The organism is Bradyrhizobium sp. SZCCHNR1051 (assembly GCF_032489615.1).
Lineage (GTDB): Bacteria > Pseudomonadota > Alphaproteobacteria > Rhizobiales > Xanthobacteraceae > Bradyrhizobium.
Window position 1 is genome coordinate 149,021 of sequence record NZ_JAUEYJ010000018.1, and the last position, 14,887, is coordinate 163,907.

The following is a 14,887-nucleotide window of genomic DNA, read 5'->3' on the forward strand; positions in this document are numbered from 1 at the left end:
GCTTAATCAATCGTTAAGTCACTGGAGGACGCGGGATGCAAAATCGTCGTCGTGAAGCTCGCCAGCGCGTCTACTATGGCGGCGTGCTGACCTTCAATTCAGGCTGCTCGACGCTGGCCTGCGTCGTGCGCAATTTCAACCACCGCGGCGTCAAGGTCGAGTTCGAGGGCAGCGTGCTGCTGCCGGACCGCGTCGAGATCAGCATCGAACGGCGCGGATGGTCACGACCGGCGCAGATGGTGTGGCGCGACGGCGCGGGCGCCGGCCTCGCCTTCCATCACGACGATGGCGAGGTGATCGATCTCGAAACGGCGCGCGCCTTGCGCCTGAAGGAGCGCGCCAACAGGCAGCTCAAATCGCGCCTCGAGCAATTGCTCTCGGGGCACTGAGCAAATGTCCGAATCCTCGCAAGAGCACGACGACTGGCTGATCGCCTCCGATGCGCCGCCGCCGGTCGCGGCGCGCACCGCCGAGCGCCCGCGATCGCACTGGCTCCGGCGCGTCACGCTGCTGCTCGCCGCTCAATATGTCATCGTGCTGGTGATCGGCGTCGCGGCGGCCTCGACCGTGCGCGCATTCGTGCTGCCGGAAGTCACCGGTCGCTTCGAGGCGCTTGCAGCGGTGCTCAAGCGAACGCCGCTGCCTTGAGTTCTGACCTGGTCACTCGATCTCCCGCAGCTCCGCATAGGTCAGCGGCAACAGGCCGGCGCCGTCGAAATAGATGAAGCGGAGGCGGCGGCGGCGTGAGATGAAATTCGACGGCAGCGGATCGTAGCGGAAGGTGCCGCCGCCGAGATGCGGCGTCAGGCTGCCGACATCGGTCAGCGCGTCGATCTCCACCCGCAGCAGCTTGAGGCTGGCGCCATCGCGCAGGATCTCGAACGGGATGCGCGCCAGCCGCAGGAAGCTGGTCGGATCGGGGGCGGCGATGAAGCCGTCGACGAAGGCGGCCTCGACCTTGTCGAGGTCGGGCTCGGTCACCGCGACCGGCTTGGCGCCCTCCGGCTGGTGCGGCGTCTGCCACTGCACCGGTGCGCGCCCGTGCGCATGGTTGTGCCCGGGGCCGTGCGGCGGATGGTCATGATGATGGTCGTGATCATGCGCGTGGTGATCATGGCCGTGATGGTGGTGATGATGTCGCATCGCGGGCCTCAATAGCTGACCGGCTTGTTGATGATGTGCTTGTGGCTGCCGAGCTTGCCATGGGCGACCATCGAGCCGAGCGCCTCGACCACGACGCGGACGCCGATCAGCGCAGTGATGTCCGAGGTGTCATAGGGCGGCGAGACCTCGACCACTTCGAGCCCGCACAGCCCCTCGGCGGCGACGAGGCCGAGCAGCTTGAGCGCCTCGCGCGGCAGGAAGCCGCCGGGCTCGGGCCAACCGGTGCCGGGCACGAAGCCGCAGTCGATGGAGTCGACGTCGAACGAGATGTAGACCGCGTCGGCATCCTTCCAGGCCAGCTCGAGCGCGATCTCCGCCGTCTTCTCCAGGCCGATCTTCTCGATGTCCGCGATGGTGAGGACGTTGGTGTTGCGCTTGCGCGCGACCTCGACACCCTCGCGCGGCACCTGCCAGCCGCCGATGCCGAGCTGCACCAGGTTGGTCGGCGACACGTTCGGCAAATTGGTCGCCCAGTACCAGGGCGTGGTGTGCATGCGCTCGTCGAGATCCTTCTCCTGGATGTCGATGTGGCGGTCGAAATGAATGATGCCGATGCGCTTGTCGGTACACTGCGCGATACCGCGCACGCAGGGGAAGCCGATCGAATGGTCGCCGCCGAGCATGATCGGCAGCGCTCCGGACGAGAACACATGCGCGACGCCGCGGCTGATCTGGTCGAAGCTCTTTTCGAGGTTGGCGGGAATGGTGAAGACGTCGCCGGCATCGCACAGGGTCATCTGCTCGCGCAGGTCGACCCCGAGCTCGTAATTGTAGGGCGTGTAGAGCGCGGAGATGCGGCGGATGCCCTGCGGCCCGAAGCGGGTGCCGGGGCGATAGGTGGTGCCGGAATCGAAGGGAATGCCGATCACGGCAGCGTCGTATTTGGCGACGTCACGGACGTTCTCGACATAGGGCGCCTTCATGAAGGTGTTGATCCCGGCGAAATGCGGCAGCTCGCCGCGCGCAAAGGTCGGGATCTCGCGATCGGTCAGGCTGTCGGCGCCGGGCAGGCCCATGTCGAGCGCCCATTGCCGCTCCTTGCGCCAGCCGTTGCTTGGCAATTTGCCCTCGGCCTCCAGCGCCTGCCAGCCTTGGGTGGCCATCTTGTCGAAGTCCGGATGGTGGCGGCGCATGCTCTGGCGCTGCGGCTGCAAGCCGGCACGGCGTGACCTGCGCATGGATGGGAATGACATGAAGACTCTCCTTCGTTTCTTTCGACATTTCTTGAACTGACTATTGCGCCGCCTGCACGCTGGCGCGGATGAAACCGAGCACGGGCACGGCGCTGTCGCGGGTGAGATCGAGGTCGTAAGTGATGCGCGCGCCGAACCGCTCCGGCGCCTGCGGATCCTTGCGCGGCCGGTCGAGTGCGATCAGCCGCGTGGCGAGGCCGAACGCCTCCTTGATGTCGTGGGTGACCATCACGATGGTCATGTTGTGCTCGCGCCACAGCGGCTTGATCAGCGCATGCATCTGGGCGCGGGTGCCGGGATCGAGCGCGCCGAAGGGCTCATCGAGCAGCAGCACGCGCGGCTGCTTCGCCAGTGCCTGCGCGATCGCCAGGCGCTGCTGCATGCCGCCGGACAACGCGCTTGGATATTTGTCGCGATGCTCGGCCAGGCCGACGGCCTCGATCAGCGCGAGGCTCTTCTCCATCGCCTCCTTGCGCGCCGACCCGAACAGCCGCGCCGTGAACGGGCTCGCCGCGAGCTCATAGCCGAGCAGCACGTTGCCGAGCACGGTCAGATGCGGAAACACCGAGTAGCGCTGGAACACGATGCCGCGGTCCGGCCCCGGCTCGGCCGGGAAAGGCTGGCCGTCGAGCAGCACGGCGCCTTGCGTCGGCTTCTCCTGGCCGAGGATCAGACGCAGAAAGGTGCTCTTGCCCGCGCCGGAGGGGCCTACGATCGACAGGAAGGTGCCGGAGGCGATCTCGAGGTTGATGCGTTCGAGCACGACCTGGTTGCCGTACTCGACCCAGACGTTGCGGAACGACAGCGTGCTCATCAGCGCGCTCCGCCGTCATATGCCCAGGGGAACGCGCGCCGGCCGATCCACACCAAGGCCAGGTCGAACAGATAGGCGAGCAGCGTGATCCAGACGACATAGGGCAAGATCACGTCCATCGACAGATAGCGCCTGACCAGGAAAATGCGGTAGCCGAGCCCGACGTCGGAGGCGATGGCCTCCGCCGAGATCAGGAACAGGAACGCCGGGCCGATCATCAGCCGCAGGCACTTGATCAGGCGCGGCATGATCTGCGGCAACACGACACGGATCGCGACCTGCCAGGTCGAGCCGCCGAGCGTTTGCGCCTTGATCAGCTGCTCGCGCGGCATGGCCTGCACCTCGAGTGAGAGATCGCGCACCAGCGTCGGCGTGACGCCGATGACGATCAGCACCACCTTGGACAATTCGCCGAGCCCGAACACGATGAACAGAACCGGCAGCACCGCCATCGGCGGGATCATCGACAGCACCGCGACCAGCGTGCCGAAGCCGGCGCCGGCCACCGGCAGCAATCCGATGGCGAGTCCGAGCACGAGCCCGATCACCGCCGCGATGCCGAGCCCGAGCGCGAGGCGCTGCAGGCTCGCCGCCGTGTCGGACCACAGCACGTAGTCGCCGGAGCGGCGATCAGGCTCGGTCGCGAGCCGCTTGGAGGTCGCGACCATCTCGGAGACCGGCGGCAGCAGCTTGTCGTCGGGATTGTCCGCGCGCCGCTGCGCCGATCCGACCACGTAGATCAGCGCGATCAGCAGGAACGGCAACAGAGCCAGCAACAGCCGGCTGCCCCGGTTCGGAACGACGTTCATGGCACGCGGCATCGACAGACTCCGTCATTCCTCATTGAAAGGAGGCGCGCCAGCGCCGTCTCGAACCATGAGGCCCCGATCCGGACGTCATTCTTCGAGACGCTTGCGCTCGCGCAAGCTCCTCAGGATGAGGGGAGACACTGGTTGCCCGGCGGGAACACGGTCAGAGCTTCCCTTCGGCCGCCATCTTCATGAAGGTCGGATCGAAGCGCAGCTTCACGTTGCTGGCCGAGCCCAGCGCCTTCGTTGGCGTGGAGATGCCGACCGCGTCCTTCGACTTCACCTTCTCGCCAAGCAGATTGTGATCGAAGCAGAAGGTGCGCACGAGATCCATGATCTTCGGCAGCTCCGGTCCGGTCATGAAGGCGAGCGCGTCCTTCGGCTCATAGTACATGAACGTGGTCTTGAGCTGGGTCTCGAAACCGGCGAGATCGGTGCCCGACAGCTTGGCCATCGCCTCGCGCGCGGCCTTGCCCTTCTCGCTCTGGTCCTTCATCAGCGCGATGGTCTCGTACCAGATGCCGGTCAGCGCCTTGCCGAGCTCGGGATTATCCTTGAGCGTCGCACTGTTCACGACCAGGAGATCCTCGATCTCGCCGGGGATCTTGCTGGAGTCGAACACCAGCGTCGCGCCCGGCTCGGCCTTCACCTCCAGGAGTTGCGGATTCCAGGTCACGACCGCGGTGGTGTCGGGCGACTTCGCAGCGGCGACGATGTCGGCGTCGGAGGTGTTGACGGTCTTGATGTTCTTCTCGGACAGCTTCACGGTCTCGAGGCCGCGCGCCAGCAGATAGTGCGACACCGAGAGCTCGACGAGGTTGACCTTCTGGCCCTTGATGTCGGCCATGGTCTTGCCCTTCTTCAGCACCACGCCGTCATTGCCGTTGGAATAGTCGCCCATGATGATGGCCGACGTGTCGACGCCGCCGGCAGCGGGGATGGTCAGCGCATCCATGTTGGTGACGGTGACGCCGTCGAACTTGCCGGCGGTGTACTGGTTGATCGACTCGACGTAGTCGTTGATCTGCGTGATCTTGATCGAGATGCCGTATTTGTCGGCCCATTTCTTGACGATGCCGGACTCGGCCGCATAGGGCCACGGCATCCAGCCGACATAGATCGTCCAGGCGATATTGAATTCCTTCTTCTTCTCAGCTGACGCTGGCGACAGCGATGCGGTCGCCAGCGTCGATGCAGCGAGCAGTGCAACAAACAGATTTCGCGCTTTTCCCATGTCCAGTCCCTCATCGGTTTTCTGACCGCGGACTGGCATGAAGAACCTCGTGCCTGCCAAGCGCGGCCACTGAGGTCTCCCGGGTTTTTATCCCGCCGTGCACCAGGGCTCTCCCCTGGCGGCTGCTCTCGGACCAGCATTCTCGATGGAGAACCGGAACCCTAGCTGCCAACTCTGAGCAACGAGAGGAGCAATCCGCGTGCCAGGGAAAAATGCTTGCGATTCAACGGAACCGGCGGCACGCTGTGCTCAAAAATTCGGCACTCAGAATTCTTCTTGGGCGAGGTGGCGCGTCAGCCGACGCCGGTCATGCAACGACAGCATGAACCGTCTGGTGCACGGGGGCGACATCATCAGGCAGGCACGTCAGTCGCAGTGACTTGGAGTCTCGTTGATATGATCAGGTCTTCCGGGATCGCATTGGCAACCATTCTGGCTCTCAGCCTCGCCGCCGATGCAGCCTTCGCGCAGAGCGCGCCCGCTCCCGATGCGCCGGCGCAACCTGCTCCCGCCGCGAGCCCCACCCCGACAGCCACTCCCGCACCAGCCGCCTCGACCGAAAAGCCCGGCGACGCCAAGCCGGCCAGCGAGGCGACCGCGCCGAAGAAGAAGCGGACGAGGACCAGCACGCGCAAGGAAGTCGAGGACTCCCTGCGCAGCGGCACCGTGCCGTCGCGCTATCGCAGCCGGGTGCCGAAGGAGTACCAGAAGTACATCCCGTTCCATCGCTGAGGTTTAGAGTGGCGGTGTCATTTTCACGATGATTCCGACGATCAGCATGAAGGCGAGACACAGCCCCGTCTCAAGGTCGGAATGAACAGACCAGAAGCCGCGCAGGCCGGCCACGGCTTTCTGTGGTGATTCGATTCGAATACGAGGTGCACGCATTTGTTCAACCTCTGATAAAAGGAAAAACAAGCTACTACCCTGGAAAAATAATCCCGTCCAAGCCGCGCCTCAATGCGAAAAATCAGCGCATGTCGGGGCAACTATCAAAATCTACGCCCCAACGCCCGACGCGATCTTGATTTGAGTCAATCCGCTTCCACGTCAGAATAGCCGGCAGCGCGCCGCCCTCAAATCCCCAGATAGCGGTGCTGCAGCTCCGGCTCGGCCATCAGTTGCTCCGACGTGCCGTGCCACACGGTGCGGCCACGCTCGATGATGTAGTGGCGGTCGCAGATGCGGGTCAGATGTCCGACATTCTTGTCGATCACCAGGATCGACTGCCCGCGCGATTTCAGCAGCGACAGGCAGTTCCAGATCTCCTCTCGGATCAACGGCGCCAGACCCTCGGTCGCCTCGTCGAGAATGAGGAGTTTCGGGTTGGTCATCAGGGCGCGGCCGATCGCCAGCATCTGCTGCTCGCCGCCGGAGAGCTGATTGCCCATGTTGCTGCCGCGCTCGGCCAGCCGCGGAAACAGCGCGTGGATCTTCTCGAGCGTCCAAGGATCGGCCGCGCCGAGCCGGTTGGTCGAGGCCGCCACGAGGTTTTCAGTGACCGTGAGGTTCGGGAAGATCTGCCGTCCCTCCGGCACCAGGCCGATGCCGAGTTGCGCGATCCTGTAGGATGGCAGCCGCCGCGTCTCCTGGCCGCTGAAGCGGATGGTCCCCGCGCGGGCCTGGGTGAGACCCATGATCGAGCGGATGGTGGTGGTCTTGCCCATGCCGTTGCGGCCCATCAGCGAGACCATCTCGCCGGGACGGATCGCCAACGACAGGCCGAACAAGACCTGGCTCAGGCCGTAACAGGTCTCGATGCCGTCGACCTCGAGCAGCATGGCGCTTGTCCCCAGATCAACCATGGCCGACCACCACATGCTGATCGCCGAGATAGGCGCGCTTGACCTCCTCGTTCTGCCGGATCTCGTCCGGCTTGCCCGAGGCGATGATGCGGCCATAGACGAGGACCGAGATGCGGTCGGCGAGCGCGAACACCGCCTCCATGTCGTGCTCGACCAGCACGATCGACACTTCCTTGCGCAGCTCGTTCAGCAACTTCACCATGCGCTGCGACTCGGTCACCCCCAGGCCGGCCATCGGCTCGTCGAGCAGCAGGAGCTGCGGCTTGGTCGCGAGCGCGACCGCGAGCTCCAGCTCGCGCTGCTCGCCATGGCTGAGCTTCGACACCAGCACGTCGGCGCGATGGCCGAGACCGACGCGCTCCAGCGCGGCGTGCGCGGCGGCGCGCAGCGGCTTGTCCTTGCGCGCGGCGGCGAAGAAACGGAACGAGTGCTTGCCGTCATGGGCTTGCGCCGCAAGCGCGACATTGTCGGCCGCGGTGAAGTCGGTCAGCAGCGAGGTGATCTGGAACGAACGCGCCAGCCCCAGCGCGCTGCGCTTATAGGCGGGGAAATGCGAGATGTCGCGGCCCCCTAAGAAAATGCGACCCGCATGCGGCGCCAGGTGGCCGGTGAGCTGGCTGATCAGCGTGGTCTTGCCGGCGCCGTTCGGCCCGATGATGGCGTGGATCTCGCCCTTGGCAACGTCGAGACAGACGTGATCAGTCGCGACGATGCCGCCGAACCGGCGCACGAGATTGTCGACGCGAAGCAGAGGTTCAGCCACGGTTCAACCTCCCGAGCATGCCCATGATGCCGCCGCGGCCGAACAGCACGATCAGGAGCAGCAGCGGCCCCATGATCAGCGCCCAATATTCGGTGATCTGCGACAGCACCTCTTCCAGCACCAGGAACACCACCGAGCCGACGACTGGCCCCATCAGGGTGCCCATGCCGCCGAGGATGACCATCACCATGAGGTCGCCGGAGCGGGTCCAGTACATCACGGCAGGGCTGACGAAATCGGTGTTGTTGGCGAGCAGCGCGCCGGACAGCCCGCACAGCATGCCGGCGATGACGAAGCAGGCCAGCTTGTAGCGCTTCGACGGGAAGCCGATCGCCTGCATGCGCTGCTCGTTGGAACGCAGGCCCTGCAGCACGAGACCAAAGCGCGAATTGACGATGCGCCAGACCAGCACGACGACGGCGAGCAGGCAGAACAGGCAGAGATAATAGAACTGCACGCGGTTGCCGAGATTGATGAGGCCACCGAAATCGCTACGCTTGTAGACGGTGAGCCCGTCATCCCCGCCGTAACGGGCGAGGCCGGACGCGACGTAGTAGGCCATCTGCGCAAAGGCCAGCGTGATCATGATGAAATAGACGCCGCGGGTACGCAAGGAGAGCGCGCCGATGACCAGCGCGTAGAGCGCCGAAACCGCGATGGCGACCGCGAACTGTGCATAACCGGAGCCGATGCCCTCCTGCGCCAGGATGCCGACGGCGTAGCCGCCGATGCCGAGATAGGCGGCATGGCCGAAGCTCATCATGCCGCCATAGCCCATGATCAGGTTGAGGCTGACGGCCGCCAGCGCCAGGATCACGATGCGGGTGAACAGCGTAAGGATGAAGATATTGCCGGAGAGGTTCGAATAGACCGGCAGCAGCACCAGGCCGGCCACGACAATGATGGCCACGATGGTCGAAACGTTGAGCGAGGATTTCATCTGCGGTTGGCCGGAAACAGACCTTCAGGCCGCGCCACCAGCACGATCGCCATCAGGAGATAGATCAGCATCGACGACATCGCCGGCGCCGCAGTGGAGGCCGCGGCCGAGTTCAGGACCTGGCGCAGCAGATTGGGCAGAAAGGCGCGGCCCATGGTATCGATCAGGCCGATCATGATCGCCGCGATGAAGGCGCCGCGGATCGAGCCGATGCCGCCGATCACGATCACCACGAAGGCGAGAATCAGGATGTTCTCGCCCATGCCGATCTGCACCGTGAGGATCGGCGCCTGCATGAGCCCGGCGAGGCCGGCGAGCGCGGCGCCGAGGCCGAACACCAACGTGTAGAGCAGCTTGATGTTGATGCCGAGCGCGCCGATCATCTCGCGGTTGGAGGCGCCTGCGCGGATCAGCATGCCGATCCGCGTCCTCATCACGCCGAGATAGAGCAGAAGCGCCACCAGCAACGCCACGACGATGATCGCAAGCCGATAGGCCGGATATTGGATGCCGGGCAGGATCGTGACCGGGAAGGCGAGCCAGGACGGCAGCGGCAGCGCCAGTCCCGCCGGGCCCCAGATCAGCCGGACGGCCTCGTTGAAGAACAGGATCAGGCCGAACGTCGCGAGCACGTGGTCGAGATGGTCGCGCCCATAGAGATGGCGTAGTGCCGTGAATTCGAGCACGATGCCGAGCAGAAGCGTGGCACCGAGCGCCATGACCGCGCCGAGCACGAAGCTGCCGGTCCAGGCCACGAAGGTCGCCGCGAAATAGGCGCCCATCATGTAGAGCGAGCCGTGGGCGAGGTTGACGAGGTCCATGATGCCGAACACCAGCGTCAGGCCGGCGGCCAGCAGGAACAGCAGCAGTCCGAACTGCAGCCCGTTCAGGAATTGTTCGACGACGAGAAGCATGCCCCTCACTTCACGCTCAAAAAGACGGCGGCAGAACCCGTTCCAGGCGCTGCCGCCATGTCCATCCCGATCTTAGGCCGGAGATGTTTTAAGCTTCAAGCAAATTCCAGGCCTGTTTCGTCCCCTGGCTCGGAATTCTTTCCGCTCACTTCATCGGGCACTTGTCGTGGAAGCGGTCCTGGTCGTTCTCGACGATGGTGGCGACCATCTTCAGCGACAGCTGGCCGTCGGCGTCCTTGACCACGTCCTGCAGGTAGAAGTTCTGGATCGGGATGTGGTTGTTGCCGAACTTGAAGGAGCCGCGCAGCGACTTGAAGTTGGCCTTCTCCATCTCGGCCTTCATCGCGTCCTTCTTGGACGTGTCGCCCTTGACCGCAACCACGGCGCTGTTGATCAGCTGCGCCGCATCATAGGCCTGGGCGCCGTAGTAGGTCGGACGCAGGCCGGTGTATTTCTTGCGGTAGTCAGCGACGAACTTCTTGTTCTGCTCGTTCGGCAGGTCGTTGACCCATTCCTGGGCGCCGGGCACGCCGATCGCATTGTCCTTCTGCAGCGGCAGCGACAATTCGTCGACGGTGAAGGCGGTGTAGAGCGGCATCTTCTCCTTGAGGCCGGCCTGCGAATATTGATTGAGGAATTGCACGCCGGCAGCGCCGGGATAGAACACGAAGATGGATTCGGCGCCCGAGGCGCGCGCCTTGGAGAGCTCGGCGGAAAAGTCGAGCTGGCTCGGCCACACCGTGTATTCCTCACCGACGACCTGGCCCTTGAAGGTGCTCTTCACGCCCGCCAGCATGTCCTTGCCGGCCGCATAGTTCGGGCCGATCAGAAACACCGACTTGACGCCCTTCTGGTTCATGTAGAGGCCCATCGCGGCGGGCGTCTGGTCGTTCTGCCAGGAGGTCGAGAACACGTAAGGCGAGCACAATTCACCGGCGAGCTGCGACGGGCCGGCATTGGCCGAGATCAGAAAGGTCTGGGAATCCACCGCGGTCTTCAGCGACGCCAGCAGCACGTTCGACCAGATGTAGCCGACGATGAAATCGACCTTGTCGGACTGCACCAGCTTCTCGGTCTTCTGCTTGCCGACGTCAGGCTTCTGCTGGTCGTCCTCGTAGATCACCTCGACCGGTTTGCCGTCGATCTTGCGGCCGAGATGGTCGAGCGCGAGCTCGAACGAATTTCGCATGTCGTTGCCGATCACGGCGGTCGGACCGCTGAACGTCGAGACGAAGCCGATCTTGATGGTGTCGCCGGCAAAGGCCGTGCTCGAAAACAGCAGTGCCGCGGCACCCGCCAGCCAGAACCTCTTCATGGTCTTCCCTCCCCTCAAGCAAATCGTTCTTATCGTTGTTTCGTCGCCGGCACGCAGCAGCACGACCAGCGGCGGCGTTTCGCCGCAGCATCCGTCGCGCGGTGCTCATCCTGCGGGTCATCGATCCATGCACCATAATTCCCGGAAATGGACAAAGGCAAGAACTATAGTGCCTGTTAAGGATACTGCAGCACAGCAGAACCGGCCGCGTCAGCCTGACACGGCCGGCTGCGATACTCTCGGTATCACTCGCAACGAGCGTCACTTCACCAGCGCGCAACCACCGTCCGCAATCGGCCGGAACGCCTGCTCGGCCGGAATCGTCGAGACCAGACGATAGTAGTCGTAAGGATATTTCGACTCCTCCGGCTTCTTGACCTCGAACAGATACATCGGGTGGATCACGCGGCCGTCGGCCCGGATCGTCACATCGCCGAACAGCTTGTCCTTGCCCTTCACCGTCTTCATCTGCGGCACGACGTCCTTGGCATCGTCACTGCCGGTGGCCGCAACCGCATTGAGATAGGCAAGCGTCGAGGCGTAGACGCCGGCCTGGTTGCCGCTCGGCATCTTGCCGTTCATGCCGGGGCGCGCCGCGAAGCGCCTGGCGAAGGCGCGGGTATCGTCGTCCATGTCCCAGTAGAAGGCTTCGAGCAGTTGCAGGCCCTGCGCCGCCTTCAAGCCCATGCCATGGATGTCATTGATGAACAGCAGGAACGCGACCAGCGACTGGCCGCCCTGCTGGATGCCGAACTCGGACGCCTGCTTGACCGCATTGATGGTGTCGCCGCCCGCATTCGCCAGCCCGATCACCTTGGCCTTCGAGCCCTGCGCCTGCAGCAGGAACGAGGCGAAGTCCGTCGTGCCGAGCGGATGCTTGGCCGAGCCGAGCACCTTGCCGCCGTGCTTCTCGATGTAGTTGGTGGCCTCCGCCTCGATGCCCTGGCCGAGCGCGTAGTTGACCGTGATGAAGTACCAGTCCTTGCCGCCGCGGCCCATCATCGCGGCTGCCGTGGTGTTGCCGGTCGCCCAGGCGTCGTTGACCCACTGAATGGTGTTGGGCGAGCACGCCTTGCCGGTAAGATCGGAGCTCGCGGTGGACGAGGCCAGGAACGTCATGCGGCTGTTGCGCAGCAGCTCGTTGACGGTGAGGCCGACCGCGGAGTTGGGCACGTCGACGACGGCGTCGACCTTGTCGACATCGAGCCATTTGCGCGTGATCGCCGAGCCGACATCGGCCTTGTTCTGGTGATCGGCATAGACGATCTCGACCTTGATGCCTTTACCGCCACCGTTGAAATCCTCCGCCGCCATGCGCGCGGCCTCGACCGAGCCCATGCCGTTGGTGTCCTGGAAGATGCCGGAAATATCGTTGAGCACGCCGACGCGTACGACATTGTCCGAGATCTCGCCGGCCCGCGCCGCGCCTGCAAGGCAGAATATTGCGACCAGCGCCAGCGCGCACGAATTCAGCTGCTTCATGATGTCCTTCCCCGTGTGTTGCTTGTTTGATTGTTGTCGTTGCGACTGGAGATCGTCTCCAGTTGCGAAATCAGCTCTGCCGATCCGGAATGCGCACCACCAGTCCGGCCAGCGCCGGCTGCACCTTGATCTGGCAGGACAGCCGGCTGTTCGGCCTTCGCTCGGCGGCGGTGCCGTCCAGCAGCGCATCCTCATCGTCGGACACGGGATCGAGCTTGCCGGTCCAGGCGTCGTCGACATAGACGTGGCAAGTGGCGCAGACAGCGTTGCCGGCGCATTCGGCGACGATGCCGTCGATGCCGTGGGTCAGCGCCGCCAGCATGACGCTGGCGCCGTCCTCGACCTCCACGCTTTCGCTGCGGTTGTCGGGATGAATGAAAGTGATCGTGGTCATGGGACAGCTCAGGCTGGAGTAAAGGTGACCGGCAGGCTCTCCAGCCCGCGCAGCGTGTTGTTGTAGCGGCGCTTCGGCTCGCCGCTCATCGTGATGCTCCCGACCTTGCGTGCGAGCGCCGTCAGCACCGCCTCGCCTTCGAGTCGCGCGACGAGCTGGCCGACGCACATGTGGATGCCCGAGCCGAAGCCGACATGGCCTGAGACTTTTCGGGTGACGTCGTAGGCGTCGGGCTGCTCCCAGCGGCGCGGGTCGCGATTGGCGCTACCTAAGAACATCAGCACCTTCTCGCCTTCGGGAATCGTGACGCCGCCGAGTTCGACGTCACGCGTGGTGGTGCGGAAGAAGGTCTGCACCGGGCTCTCGAAGCGGACGGCCTCCTCAAAGGCGTTGCGGGCGCGCGAGGGATCGGCGCGCAGTCGCGCCCATTGGTCGGGGAAGCGCGCGAGGCAATAGACGGCAGCACCGATGCCGTAGACGGTGGTGTCGAGCCCGGCCGACAGCAGCGAGCGCACCAGCAATGGCGCTTCGGCCGGCGTGATGTCGCCGCTATCGGTGAAGGCATGGATGCAGGAGCCGAAGCCGCCGGACGTGAGATTGTCGCGCTGGCACTGCTCCGTGACATAGGCCTGGTGCGGCGCCGAGCGCTCGATCGCCTGCTGGCGCAGCTCATTCGGCGGACCGAATGCGTTGAACACCAGGCTCGCATAGGGAATGAGATGCTCGCGCCCCTCCGGCTTCAGCCCGAGCGCATCGGGAAACACCGACAGCGGATAGGCCTCGGCGAGATCGGGGATCGCGTCGAACGAGCCCCGGCCTACGAGCTCGTCGACCTTGGCCTCGGCCGCGGCCATGAAGCCGTCGCGCAGCCGCTTCATGACAGCCGGCGACAGCACCTTGCTCAGCACGGCGCGGGTGCGCGTATGCGCCGGCGGATCCGCCTCGAGGATTAGGCTCGGCGGCCGCCACGGCTTCTCCTTGGCGAAGTCGCTCAAGCCCACGCCGCGGCTGGAGCAGAACGTCTGGGGATCGTTGAGAACGGCATAGACCTCGGCGTAGCGGGCGACGCCGTAGACGTTCCACGCGTCCAGATGGACGACGGGGCCGGCCTCGCGCATCTCCTGATGCGCGGGATAGGGATCGTCGAAGAATTCATACGAGAACGGGTCGATGGCGAGGTGCGGGATGGCCGGCGCCACACCGGCAGCAGGGGAAAGACCTGTTGGGTTCATGCGGAGCTCCCGAAGTTTGGCCTTGTCATGCGGCTTTTCGTATCCGTATGAGTGGCGATGCATGGACGTTGGGGATCATGAGCGAGAAATCCGGGACGCCGCGCAAGGCGCAGCCGCGCGAAGCTGAGGGGCAAGGCCTCACGCTCGATCTCGACCGCTATGTGCCGGCCTTCATCACCTTCATCGCCAACAAGCTGTCGAACAGCGCCACCGCGTTCTATCAGCGCAATTTCGGCGTCAACGTCACCGAATGGCGTATCATGTCGCTGCTGGCGATCGAGCCGGGCATCCCGGCCTCGCGCATCTGCAGCGTGATCGGCTTCGACAAGGGGCCGGTCAGCCGTACGCTGGCGCTGATGAAGGGCCGCGGCCTGATCGCGATCCGCAACGATCCGGAGGACGGCCGCAGCCATTCGATCTCGCTGACGGCCAAGGGCCGCGCGACGCACGACAAGGTCATCATCGCCGCGCTGGAACGCGAGCGGCGTCTGCTTGCCTGTCTCGACAAGGATGAGCGGGAAGTCCTGATCACGCTGCTGCGCCGAATCCACGACAATCTCGACGCCGTCACGGGCGCGAGCTGAGCCACTCAGGCAGGAGCCGCCGAACGGCTGACCCGTTCGCTGCGGCAATCTGTTGGCGCGCGCGCAAGCGGCCGCGCCTGCGGCGAGCAGGCTGCGCATGACGTTCCCGTCCCTTCTTCGAGACGCGGATCATCCCGCGCCTCCATTGCTGATCGGGTCGATCGTTCCACATATTAGTTGCTTTAGCAACGATATATTTTCGGCCGCATGAGATCCCGCAGCGGCGAAAGCGCCGTTGCACTCG

The 14,887-nt window shown here is 64.5% G+C and carries 17 protein-coding genes and 1 riboswitch; of the genes, 4 read left to right on the top strand and 13 right to left on the bottom strand.

The window, feature by feature from the left end:
- The first annotated feature begins 35 nt into the window (after nt 1-35).
- Nucleotides 36-389, top strand: coding sequence for a PilZ domain-containing protein (locus QW868_RS22420; RefSeq protein ID WP_316231527.1), 354 nt, complete (start codon nt 36-38; stop codon nt 387-389).
- 4 nt (nt 390-393) lie between these two features.
- Nucleotides 394-648 carry a hypothetical protein gene (locus QW868_RS22425; RefSeq protein ID WP_316231528.1) on the top strand — a complete coding sequence of 85 codons (255 nt, stop codon included), beginning with the start codon at nt 394-396 and terminating at the stop codon, nt 646-648.
- Between the two features lie 12 nt (nt 649-660).
- Here the strand turns inward: QW868_RS22425 and QW868_RS22430 are convergent, their stop codons facing one another.
- From QW868_RS22430 to QW868_RS22450, 5 genes are all read right to left on the bottom strand, one after another.
- Nucleotides 661-1,029 (bottom strand): hypothetical protein, encoded by a 369-nt coding sequence (locus tag QW868_RS22430; RefSeq protein WP_315786399.1) that lies wholly within the window; start codon nt 1,027-1,029, stop codon nt 661-663.
- 122 nt (nt 1,030-1,151) lie between these two features.
- Entirely contained in the window at nt 1,152-2,357 is a 1,206-nt protein-coding gene (locus QW868_RS22435; protein WP_315757653.1) for an agmatinase family protein, read from the bottom strand.
- Between the two features lie 40 nt (nt 2,358-2,397).
- Nucleotides 2,398-3,171: an ABC transporter ATP-binding protein gene (locus tag QW868_RS22440; protein WP_315813561.1), complete on the bottom strand. Its 774-nt coding sequence runs from the start codon at nt 3,169-3,171 to the stop codon at nt 2,398-2,400.
- The gene (locus tag QW868_RS22445; RefSeq protein WP_315740529.1) at nt 3,171-3,992 is read right to left on the bottom strand and encodes an ABC transporter permease; all 822 of its coding nucleotides are present in this window, start codon (nt 3,990-3,992) and stop codon (nt 3,171-3,173) included. Before QW868_RS22445 ends, QW868_RS22440 begins: the two co-directional genes overlap by 1 nt.
- 151 nt (nt 3,993-4,143) lie before the next feature.
- The gene (locus tag QW868_RS22450; protein WP_316231529.1) at nt 4,144-5,214 is read right to left on the bottom strand and encodes a putative urea ABC transporter substrate-binding protein; all 1,071 of its coding nucleotides are present in this window, start codon (nt 5,212-5,214) and stop codon (nt 4,144-4,146) included.
- A 74-nt stretch (nt 5,215-5,288) separates the two neighbouring features.
- A riboswitch (guanidine-I (ykkC/yxkD leader) is annotated at nt 5,289-5,390 on the bottom strand.
- Nucleotides 5,391-5,610: 220 nt separating this feature from the next.
- On the opposite strand from QW868_RS22450, the gene QW868_RS22455 reads away from it, so the two are divergent.
- A complete protein-coding gene (locus tag QW868_RS22455) occupies nt 5,611-5,946 on the top strand; it encodes a hypothetical protein (RefSeq protein ID WP_316231530.1) in 336 nt (111 codons plus the stop codon).
- 344 nt (nt 5,947-6,290) lie between these two features.
- Here QW868_RS22455 and QW868_RS22460 read toward each other — a convergent pair whose 3' ends face one another.
- From QW868_RS22460 to QW868_RS22495, 8 genes are all read right to left on the bottom strand, one after another.
- Nucleotides 6,291-6,995, bottom strand: a complete 705-nt coding sequence (locus QW868_RS22460) for an ABC transporter ATP-binding protein (RefSeq protein ID WP_316231544.1) — start codon at nt 6,993-6,995, stop codon at nt 6,291-6,293.
- A 16-nt stretch (nt 6,996-7,011) separates the two neighbouring features.
- Nucleotides 7,012-7,782: an ABC transporter ATP-binding protein gene (locus QW868_RS22465; protein WP_315740532.1), complete on the bottom strand. Its 771-nt coding sequence runs from the start codon at nt 7,780-7,782 to the stop codon at nt 7,012-7,014.
- Entirely contained in the window at nt 7,775-8,722 is a 948-nt protein-coding gene (locus QW868_RS22470) for a branched-chain amino acid ABC transporter permease (protein WP_315786362.1), read from the bottom strand. The genes QW868_RS22465 and QW868_RS22470 overlap by 8 nt, the downstream gene beginning before the upstream one ends.
- A complete protein-coding gene (locus QW868_RS22475; protein ID WP_315740534.1) occupies nt 8,719-9,636 on the bottom strand; it encodes a branched-chain amino acid ABC transporter permease in 918 nt (305 codons plus the stop codon). Before QW868_RS22475 ends, QW868_RS22470 begins: the two co-directional genes overlap by 4 nt.
- A 145-nt stretch (nt 9,637-9,781) precedes the next feature.
- Complete coding sequence (locus QW868_RS22480; RefSeq protein ID WP_315740535.1) at nt 9,782-10,951, bottom strand: ABC transporter substrate-binding protein; 1,170 nt, start codon at nt 10,949-10,951, stop codon at nt 9,782-9,784.
- Nucleotides 10,952-11,212: 261 nt separating this feature from the next.
- Nucleotides 11,213-12,433: an ABC transporter substrate-binding protein gene (locus tag QW868_RS22485; RefSeq protein WP_315813564.1), complete on the bottom strand. Its 1,221-nt coding sequence runs from the start codon at nt 12,431-12,433 to the stop codon at nt 11,213-11,215.
- A gap of 70 nt (nt 12,434-12,503) precedes the next feature.
- On the bottom strand, nt 12,504-12,827 hold the full coding sequence (locus QW868_RS22490) for a 2Fe-2S iron-sulfur cluster-binding protein (protein WP_316160802.1): 324 nt from the start codon (nt 12,825-12,827) through the stop codon (nt 12,504-12,506).
- An 8-nt stretch (nt 12,828-12,835) separates the two neighbouring features.
- Nucleotides 12,836-14,059: a cytochrome P450 gene (locus QW868_RS22495; RefSeq protein ID WP_316160801.1), complete on the bottom strand. Its 1,224-nt coding sequence runs from the start codon at nt 14,057-14,059 to the stop codon at nt 12,836-12,838.
- A gap of 77 nt (nt 14,060-14,136) precedes the next feature.
- On the opposite strand from QW868_RS22495, the gene QW868_RS22500 reads away from it, so the two are divergent.
- The gene (locus QW868_RS22500; RefSeq protein ID WP_315740539.1) at nt 14,137-14,643 is read left to right on the top strand and encodes a MarR family winged helix-turn-helix transcriptional regulator; all 507 of its coding nucleotides are present in this window, start codon (nt 14,137-14,139) and stop codon (nt 14,641-14,643) included.
- Nucleotides 14,644-14,887 lie beyond the last annotated feature (244 nt).

What these genes read in the sequence shown, in the direction of transcription:
- QW868_RS22490 (WP_316160802.1), bottom strand. Translation starts at nt 12,827, where the DNA reads ATGACCACGATCACTTTCATTCATCCCGACAACCGCAGCGAAAGCGTG.
- QW868_RS22470 (WP_315786362.1), bottom strand. Translation starts at nt 8,722, where the DNA reads ATGAAATCCTCGCTCAACGTTTCGACCATCGTGGCCATCATTGTCGTG.
- QW868_RS22440 (WP_315813561.1), bottom strand. Translation starts at nt 3,171, where the DNA reads ATGAGCACGCTGTCGTTCCGCAACGTCTGGGTCGAGTACGGCAACCAG.
- QW868_RS22420 (WP_316231527.1), top strand. Translation starts at nt 36, where the DNA reads ATGCAAAATCGTCGTCGTGAAGCTCGCCAGCGCGTCTACTATGGCGGC.
- QW868_RS22425 (WP_316231528.1), top strand. Translation starts at nt 394, where the DNA reads ATGTCCGAATCCTCGCAAGAGCACGACGACTGGCTGATCGCCTCCGAT.
- QW868_RS22460 (WP_316231544.1), bottom strand. Translation starts at nt 6,995, where the DNA reads ATGCTGCTCGAGGTCGACGGCATCGAGACCTGTTACGGCCTGAGCCAG.
- QW868_RS22455 (WP_316231530.1), top strand. Translation starts at nt 5,611, where the DNA reads ATGATCAGGTCTTCCGGGATCGCATTGGCAACCATTCTGGCTCTCAGC.
- QW868_RS22495 (WP_316160801.1), bottom strand. Translation starts at nt 14,059, where the DNA reads ATGAACCCAACAGGTCTTTCCCCTGCTGCCGGTGTGGCGCCGGCCATC.
- QW868_RS22480 (WP_315740535.1), bottom strand. Translation starts at nt 10,951, where the DNA reads ATGAAGAGGTTCTGGCTGGCGGGTGCCGCGGCACTGCTGTTTTCGAGC.
- QW868_RS22445 (WP_315740529.1), bottom strand. Translation starts at nt 3,992, where the DNA reads ATGCCGCGTGCCATGAACGTCGTTCCGAACCGGGGCAGCCGGCTGTTG.
- QW868_RS22435 (WP_315757653.1), bottom strand. Translation starts at nt 2,357, where the DNA reads ATGTCATTCCCATCCATGCGCAGGTCACGCCGTGCCGGCTTGCAGCCG.
- QW868_RS22450 (WP_316231529.1), bottom strand. Translation starts at nt 5,214, where the DNA reads ATGGGAAAAGCGCGAAATCTGTTTGTTGCACTGCTCGCTGCATCGACG.
- QW868_RS22500 (WP_315740539.1), top strand. Translation starts at nt 14,137, where the DNA reads ATGAGCGAGAAATCCGGGACGCCGCGCAAGGCGCAGCCGCGCGAAGCT.
- QW868_RS22475 (WP_315740534.1), bottom strand. Translation starts at nt 9,636, where the DNA reads ATGCTTCTCGTCGTCGAACAATTCCTGAACGGGCTGCAGTTCGGACTG.
- QW868_RS22485 (WP_315813564.1), bottom strand. Translation starts at nt 12,433, where the DNA reads ATGAAGCAGCTGAATTCGTGCGCGCTGGCGCTGGTCGCAATATTCTGC.